Raw genomic sequence first — 6,646 nt, 5'->3', positions numbered from 1 at the left:
TCGCTGAATCGGCTTTTTCGCATTGTCTGTCTCCTCGTTTGGAGAACAGGCTAACTTCAAACCGCGGACTTTTCAGGGGAGCAGGTCACATCGGTTCGGGCCGATGTTTGCATCAGAAATCCGGAAACGGCGCGTCGAACCGCGCCGCCGCTCTCGCCGAGTGGCGCGGTCTCTGTGCTGAATAAGGGACAGCTATCCTGTCCTTGCCGTGACTGGTTCGCATTCGTCTGGCAGCACCGAGAAACGGGATGCTGTCGCCCGTCGACTTCGAACGACAGCGGAAACTGAGACCTGAAGGCGTCTAAGAAAAACGGGGCTATTCAGAACCACCGTCATCAGGTCAAGCGCCGAGTTCCAAATCGTATTTTACGGTTTTGAAGGGCACGCCATCCGGGTCGGTCTCGGCATCAAGCTCGCGGGCATAACGGTGGCCTTCGTAAACGGCTGCCGCAATGGTGGCAGGACCATAACAATCGCCAATACGGCGAAGGGATTTGACGCCCGCGGCATCAAGCTTCCTCTGATCCGCAGTCAGCGTGTTGTGAAGTTCATCATTGGGCAGGCGCATGGTGACCGGCACCAGCGCGCCCGGTCGCTCAGGCGTTTCACCGGTCACGAGGTTTTCCATCTGGACTACCCCGTCACCGAGTGAAAGCACGCCGTGGCGCGGCAGGATTTCCACGCCCATGCCGATCAGCCGTTTTTCGATGTGTTCCTGTTCCAGCGAATGCTCGGTCCAGCTGCTGACACACAGGCCGGGAGTCGCCAGCGTCACCTGGTAGCCTTCTCCTGCCAGCACCTCGGCCATCATGCCGCCCATGTAATAATGGTCGTCGTCGTAGACCACGACCGGACCTTTTGGAGGGCGTTTGCCGTCCATGATGTCATCGGGGCTGAAGCTGTTCGACGGATCGGCCCCTGGGATCGGTTCCCGGATATGCCGCCCGATGCCGTCGCGCCGCCAGGTGGCACCGGTGGCCAGCGCCACGTGATCGGCACCGAATTCCAGAACCTGCTCGGCCGACAGTTTGCTATTGAGGTAGAGTTCGACATTCACCATGGGCGCGATCTGCCCTAGCCGGTAATCGCGGACCCGCGCCCAGGCGTTTAGGTTTGGCAGGGCGCTTTCCCGGGTGACCCTGCCACCGGCATGTGCCGCAGCCTCGGCCAGCGTCACGCGGTAGCCGCGTTTGCCCAGTTGATGCGCCGCTTCAAGCCCCGCCGGTCCGGCCCCGACCACCAGCACATGCGCGTCCGTCGTTTTCGGAGCGATCTTTTCCGGGTGCCAGCCCTTGCGCCATTCCTCGCCCATGGTGGGGTTTTGGGTGCAGCGGATGGGGGCCGAGATATTGTTCCAGGCCGCACAGATATTGCAGCCAATACATTCGCGAATGTCCTCGACCCGCCCTTCCTTGATCTTGTTGGGCAGGAACGGATCGGCAATCGAAGGGCGCGCGGCGCAGATCATGTCGACCAACCCACGGCGGATCGCCGACACCATCGCGTCGGGCGAGGTATAGCGCCCGACGGTGGAAACCGGTTTACTGGTGACCTGTTTGACGAAGGCGATATATTCCTCCTGATAGCCCTCGGGCGCGAAGCGCGAGGTCATGGAGTCGTTTTCCCAATTGGAAACGTTGACGTCCCACATATGCGGGATCTCCGCCAGCATCTCGATCGCGTCGCGGCCTTCATGTTGCCATTCCAGACCGTCCGGGCCCATCATCTCGTCCACCGCAAATCGTGCGATCACGCCCATGGTGTCGCCGACGGCGTCAAGCGTGTCTTCCAGCAGTTCGCGATAAAGCCGCAGGCGGTTTTCAAGGCTGCCGCCGTATTCATCGCCGCGCTGGTTGTGACGGCGCGACAGGAAATGGGAAGGCATGGTGCCGTCATGCCCTGCATAGACCACGACGATGTCAAAACCCGCCTCGCGGGCGCGCAGGGCGGCCTCGCGGTGCCAGCGGCGGTAGGCGCGGATGTCGCTCAGATCCATGGCCCGCGCCTGGACCGGGTGATTGCGCCAGGTAACCGGGCGGTGCATCGGGCCGATGGGTACTTCGCGGCTGTAGATATTGCCGCTGTCATGGCCGTTGTGGACCAGTTCCACCGCCGCCAGCCCTCCATGTTTCTGCACCGCGTTCACCATGCCCGCCAGATAAGGCACATCCATGTCACCCCACATCCGGGTTTCGGTAAAGGGCGTGACGTCCCCGGTCGGGTGGAAATCGCACTGTTCGGTTGCCACGATGCCCCAACCGCCTTCGGCCTTCATGCCGCGCATGGCGATCATGCTGTCGGGATACATCCGGCCCATGCCATTGCAATGAGGCGCCTGCATGAACCGGTTGGGTGCCGTGACCGGGCCGATTTGAACCGGTTCAAAAAGGATATGATAGCGGGGATCACGGACCATTTTTCGTTCCTTGGCGATTTGCGTGGAGGGTCGGGCCTGCGTATTTGGCTCTAGCACTTGATCTTTTCCATGATGGGATCGAGCAGCGGTTTCAGCGAAGCCTTGGCGGGGACGCGCATATCGGCCACCTCGACCTCCCAGCTTCCCTCGTTTACCATGGCGGTGGTCAAGGGTTCCTCCATTTCCGCGAACCCGATGCCGACGGCCCCGCCCAGCGTGTGACCATAGGCGCCGATCTGCATATGGCCGACCGCTTTGCCATCCAGGTAGATCAGCTCATTGCCGTAAAGCAGCGGTTCTGGGTCTTGCAGCAGGAATTGCAGCATCCGGGTTTTCGGCACGCCCTGCGCCTTGATCGCGGCCAGCGCATCGCGGCCGATGAACCCGCCAGGCTTGTCCAGCTTCACGGCAAAGCCTAGCCCGGCCTCGATCGGGTTGTCGGTGTTGTCCACATCGACGCCGAAATCGCGATAGGCCTTTTCCAGGCGCAGCGAACTCAGCGTTTGCATACCGGCATTCCGCACCCCGAATTCCTGGCCCGCCTCCATCAACAGGTCATAGACCTGCACAGCGTGCAGGCTGGGCACATGCAGCTCCCAGCCCAACTCACCGATATAGGTGACGCGCAGGGCCAGGATGTTGAAATAGCCGACGTCGATTTCCTGCGCGGTCATGAACGGGAACGCCTGGTTTGACAGATCGGCGAAACTGACCTTCTGCATCAATTCACGAGCCTTTGGCCCGTGGACGTTGATTTGCGTAATGCCCGGCGTGATGTCGGTGACGGTCACAAATTCCTCAGCGCCGATATGACGGCGCATCCACATTTCAGTGTGGCCGTGGGAGTTTTCGCCAACGACGACCAGGAACTTGTCCGGGTCCAGCCGGGTGACGGTCAGATCTGCCTCGAAGCCACCTTGTTCGTTCACCCAGGCGGTATAGACGACGCGACCCGGGTCTACGTCGACCTCGTTGCAGCTCAGCCGGCTCATCAGCGCGCAGGCATCGCGCCCCTGCACCAGGAATTTCGACATCGAGGACATGTCCATCACGATCACGTCCTCGCGCGCGGCGCGGTGTTCCTCGGCGTGCCAGTCAAACCAGTTCTGGCGATACCAGGAATATTCCTCGATCTTCGCCTCTTCGGGTGTCGGAGCGAACCAGTCGGCCAGTTCCCAACTGTGGCTTTCGCTGAAATAGGCCCCTTTGGACTTCAGTCGGTCATAAAGCGCCGAGCGTTTGACGTTGCGCGCCGTGTTGAAGCTTTCGTTGTGGTAATGCTGGCCGAACATCTTGCCCAAGAGTTCGGGTCCACGGTCGCGACGGAAAGCGCGGGTGGCTTCGTTCTTGGTGAAGCGGTTCACGTTGATGCCGGTGACATCAATGGGCGGAATGCCGTCAACGATCCAATGCGCCAGAACCTTGCCGGTGCCGGCCCCGTTCAGAATGCCGAGCGAGTTCATGCCGCAGGCGACGAAACAGTTGCGTAACTCAGGCGTTTCGCCGACCAGCGGGGCAAGATCCGGGGTGAAGCTCTCCGGGCCACAAAACAGTTTGCGCACGCCGATATCCAGCGTCGAGGGCACGCGGCTGTAGGCCAGTTCAAGATGCGGGCCGACACGGTCCCAGTCGGGCTCGATCTCACCAAACGAGAAATCGTCGGGGATGGCATCCAGCTTCCACGGTGCGGCGCCTGGTTCAAACAGGCCCAGCATCAGACCGCCCATTTCCTCGCGGTAATATGTGTAGGTCGAAGGATCCTCCAGCACCGGCAAATCGCGGCTGAGGCCGTCGACATTCTCGGTGATCAGGTAATAATGTTCGGCGGCCTGAAGGGGCAGGTTGATGCCTGCGGATGCGCCCAGCTGGCGTGACCACATGCCGCCGCAGATCACCACGTTTTCCGCCGTGATCGTCTGCCCGTCCTCGGTGCGCACGCCGGTCGCGGTGCCGTTCTTGGCCATGATTTCGCTGACCGTCACATCTTCGAAGATCTTCGCCCCGCCCATGCGCGCGCCCTTGGCCAGCGACATGGTGACATCAACGGGGTTCGCACGCCCGTCTTCAGGGATATAAAAACCGGCCAAAACATCGTTCAGGTCGCCAATGGGGAACAGTTCCGCCGTTTCCTTGGGCGAGATTTCATAAATGTTGATCCCGTGGCGTCGCATGAAGGGGGCAAGCCGGCGCATCTCATGCACGCGTTCTTCATTGTTGGCGATCTGCAGGTACCCGACCTCCCGAAAACCGGTCGACATGCCGGTTTCCGCTTCCAGACTGGCATAAAGTTCGCGGCCGTGCGTGTAAATTTCACACTCGGCCTCGGACTTCAGCAGACCTGCCACGATCAGACCTGCGGCGTGCCAAGTGGTTCCGCTGGTCAGCTGGTCACGCTCCAGCACCACCACGTCCGTCATCCCCAATTTGGTCAGATGATAGGCGGTGTTGCAGCCGATGGAACCGCCGCCAATGATTACGGTCTGGGCGTGTGTGGGAAGCGATTTCGTCATGGTCGTCAGTCCTTTGGTGCTCTCGGGCGGTTAAGCGTTCAAATCGATCCAGATCGCTTTCTGTCCAGTTCTTTTGGGTGGGCGTGAAACCCGTTGCCGCTCATTTTGAAATCCGCCGGGCCGCATTCCATTTCGGACATCCCGGACTCTGCGGGGCGATTTCGGTCCGGTCGGATGGCGCGTTTTCGCTGTTTCATGCCAGGCCTTCCGTGCCGTTTGCGATGCTGAATCGCACCGCTCTGCAACAGGCGATTCAGGCGCCATGCCCGTGTGATTTGATCAAACCTTGTCTTGACTCGACTCATAAATCAACCCAACCATTGAATAAACGTTCAATTTGTAAGGTGGGAAAACGGCCTTCATTTATGAATGTTTTGGCTGGGCGAAAAGAATGAAAGGCACACGATATTTGCCGCGTAGAGACGCGCCGCAGCCGATCAAAAAGGCTTGTGAAAAGCCGGATTTCCAACAACAGGGAGACTGCAAAATGGACGTCGTTGATCAGTTAGGATCGCTCAAAGAAGGGAAGTTGAGCCGTCGGAAATTCACCAAATCACTTCTGACGGCAGGCATCGGGGTTGCGACAGCCCCCCTGGCCACGCGCATGGCCAGCGCGGCAGCCGAAGACCAGGGCACGTTCTTTACTTGGGGCGGGTACGACATCCCCGAGTTGTTCGTGCCCTACAAGGAAAAGCACGGCGAACTGCCGAATTTTGCAACTTTCGGCGGATCGGAAGAGGCGCTGACGAAAATGCGTGGCGGCTATGTCGTCGATGTCTCGCACCCGTGCAACTCGGGCATTCCGCGTTGGATTGCGTCGGGCCTGTTCCAGCCCATCGATACATCCCGCCTGTCAAACTGGCAGGACGTGATGCCGGAACTGTACAATCTCGAAGGCAATATCGTGGACGGCAAGCCGTATCTTGCTCCGTTTGACTGGGGGCAGACCTCGATCACCTACCGTACCGATCTGTTCGATCTGGAAGGTGAGGAATCCTGGGACATGCTCTGGGACGAGCGCTACACGGGTCGGCTCGGCAGTCTGGCGTCGGGCGGCGACGCCTGGTGGTGCGGTGCCATCAAGGCTGGCGTCGACTTCAAGAATATCGACACCCCGGAAGCCTTTGAGAAAATCGCTGCAGCCATGCGCGCGCAGCGCCCGCTGATCCGTCTTTACACAGACGACACCACCACGCTCGAACAGGCGCTCGCCTCCGGCGAAATGGTCGCGGCGATGACCTGGAATAGCTCTGCGACTACGCTGAAGGCCGAAGGCGTCCCGGTGCGGTTTGCCAATCCGAAAGAGGGTGCCCTAACTTGGGTTTGCGGCCTGATGATCCACAAGGATGCGCCGAACCTCGACCGGGCCTATGACATCATCGACTCGCTCCTGAGCGTTGAATCGGGCAAGTTCATGATCAATGACTACGGCTATGGCCATTCGAACGGAAAGTCGTTTGACGCCTTCGATGAGGAGACTTTGCAGGGCCTCGGTCTGAGTAAAAATCCGACCGATATCCTCGCCGCAGGTCACTTCCAGATCCCGCAAACGCAGGAATGGGAAACCAAGATGAACGCCCTGTTTGAGGAAATCAAAGCGGGCTTCTGATTGCCTTGACCCGGGCGGGATCAACTCTTTTTGGGTTTTCCAGCCCGGATCAAAATTGCCCACCGGTCTCCACTTCGGTGGGCCGGGAGCAAATACCCCACCGCACCTATT

The 6,646-nt window shown here is 59.8% G+C and carries 3 protein-coding genes; 1 reads left to right on the top strand and 2 read right to left on the bottom strand.

Features of this window, described 5'->3' with window-relative positions:
* Positions 1-340 precede the first annotated feature (340 nt).
* Both E1832_RS03355 and E1832_RS03350 read right to left on the bottom strand, forming a co-directional pair.
* Positions 341-2,416 carry an oxidoreductase gene (locus tag E1832_RS03355; protein ID WP_133358318.1) on the bottom strand — a complete coding sequence of 692 codons (2,076 nt, stop codon included), beginning with the start codon at positions 2,414-2,416 and terminating at the stop codon, positions 341-343.
* 50 nt (positions 2,417-2,466) lie between these two features.
* Entirely contained in the window at positions 2,467-4,926 is a 2,460-nt protein-coding gene (locus E1832_RS03350) for a GcvT family protein (protein ID WP_133358317.1), read from the bottom strand.
* A gap of 487 nt (positions 4,927-5,413) precedes the next feature.
* Here E1832_RS03350 and E1832_RS03345 point away from each other — a divergent pair, with 487 nt between their 5' ends.
* Positions 5,414-6,535: an ABC transporter substrate-binding protein gene (locus E1832_RS03345; RefSeq protein ID WP_133358316.1), complete on the top strand. Its 1,122-nt coding sequence runs from the start codon at positions 5,414-5,416 to the stop codon at positions 6,533-6,535.
* Positions 6,536-6,646: the final 111 nt, after the last annotated feature.

This window comes from Antarcticimicrobium luteum (assembly GCF_004358185.1).
In the GTDB taxonomy this organism is placed as follows: domain Bacteria; phylum Pseudomonadota; class Alphaproteobacteria; order Rhodobacterales; family Rhodobacteraceae; genus Antarcticimicrobium; species Antarcticimicrobium luteum.
This window is presented reverse-complemented; position numbering and strand designations above follow the sequence as displayed.

Coding starts and splice junctions, on each gene's coding strand:
- E1832_RS03355 (WP_133358318.1), bottom strand. CDS start 2,416: ATGGTCCGTGATCCCCGCTATCATATCCTTTTTGAACCGGTTCAAATC.
- E1832_RS03350 (WP_133358317.1), bottom strand. CDS start 4,926: ATGACGAAATCGCTTCCCACACACGCCCAGACCGTAATCATTGGCGGC.
- E1832_RS03345 (WP_133358316.1), top strand. CDS start 5,414: ATGGACGTCGTTGATCAGTTAGGATCGCTCAAAGAAGGGAAGTTGAGC.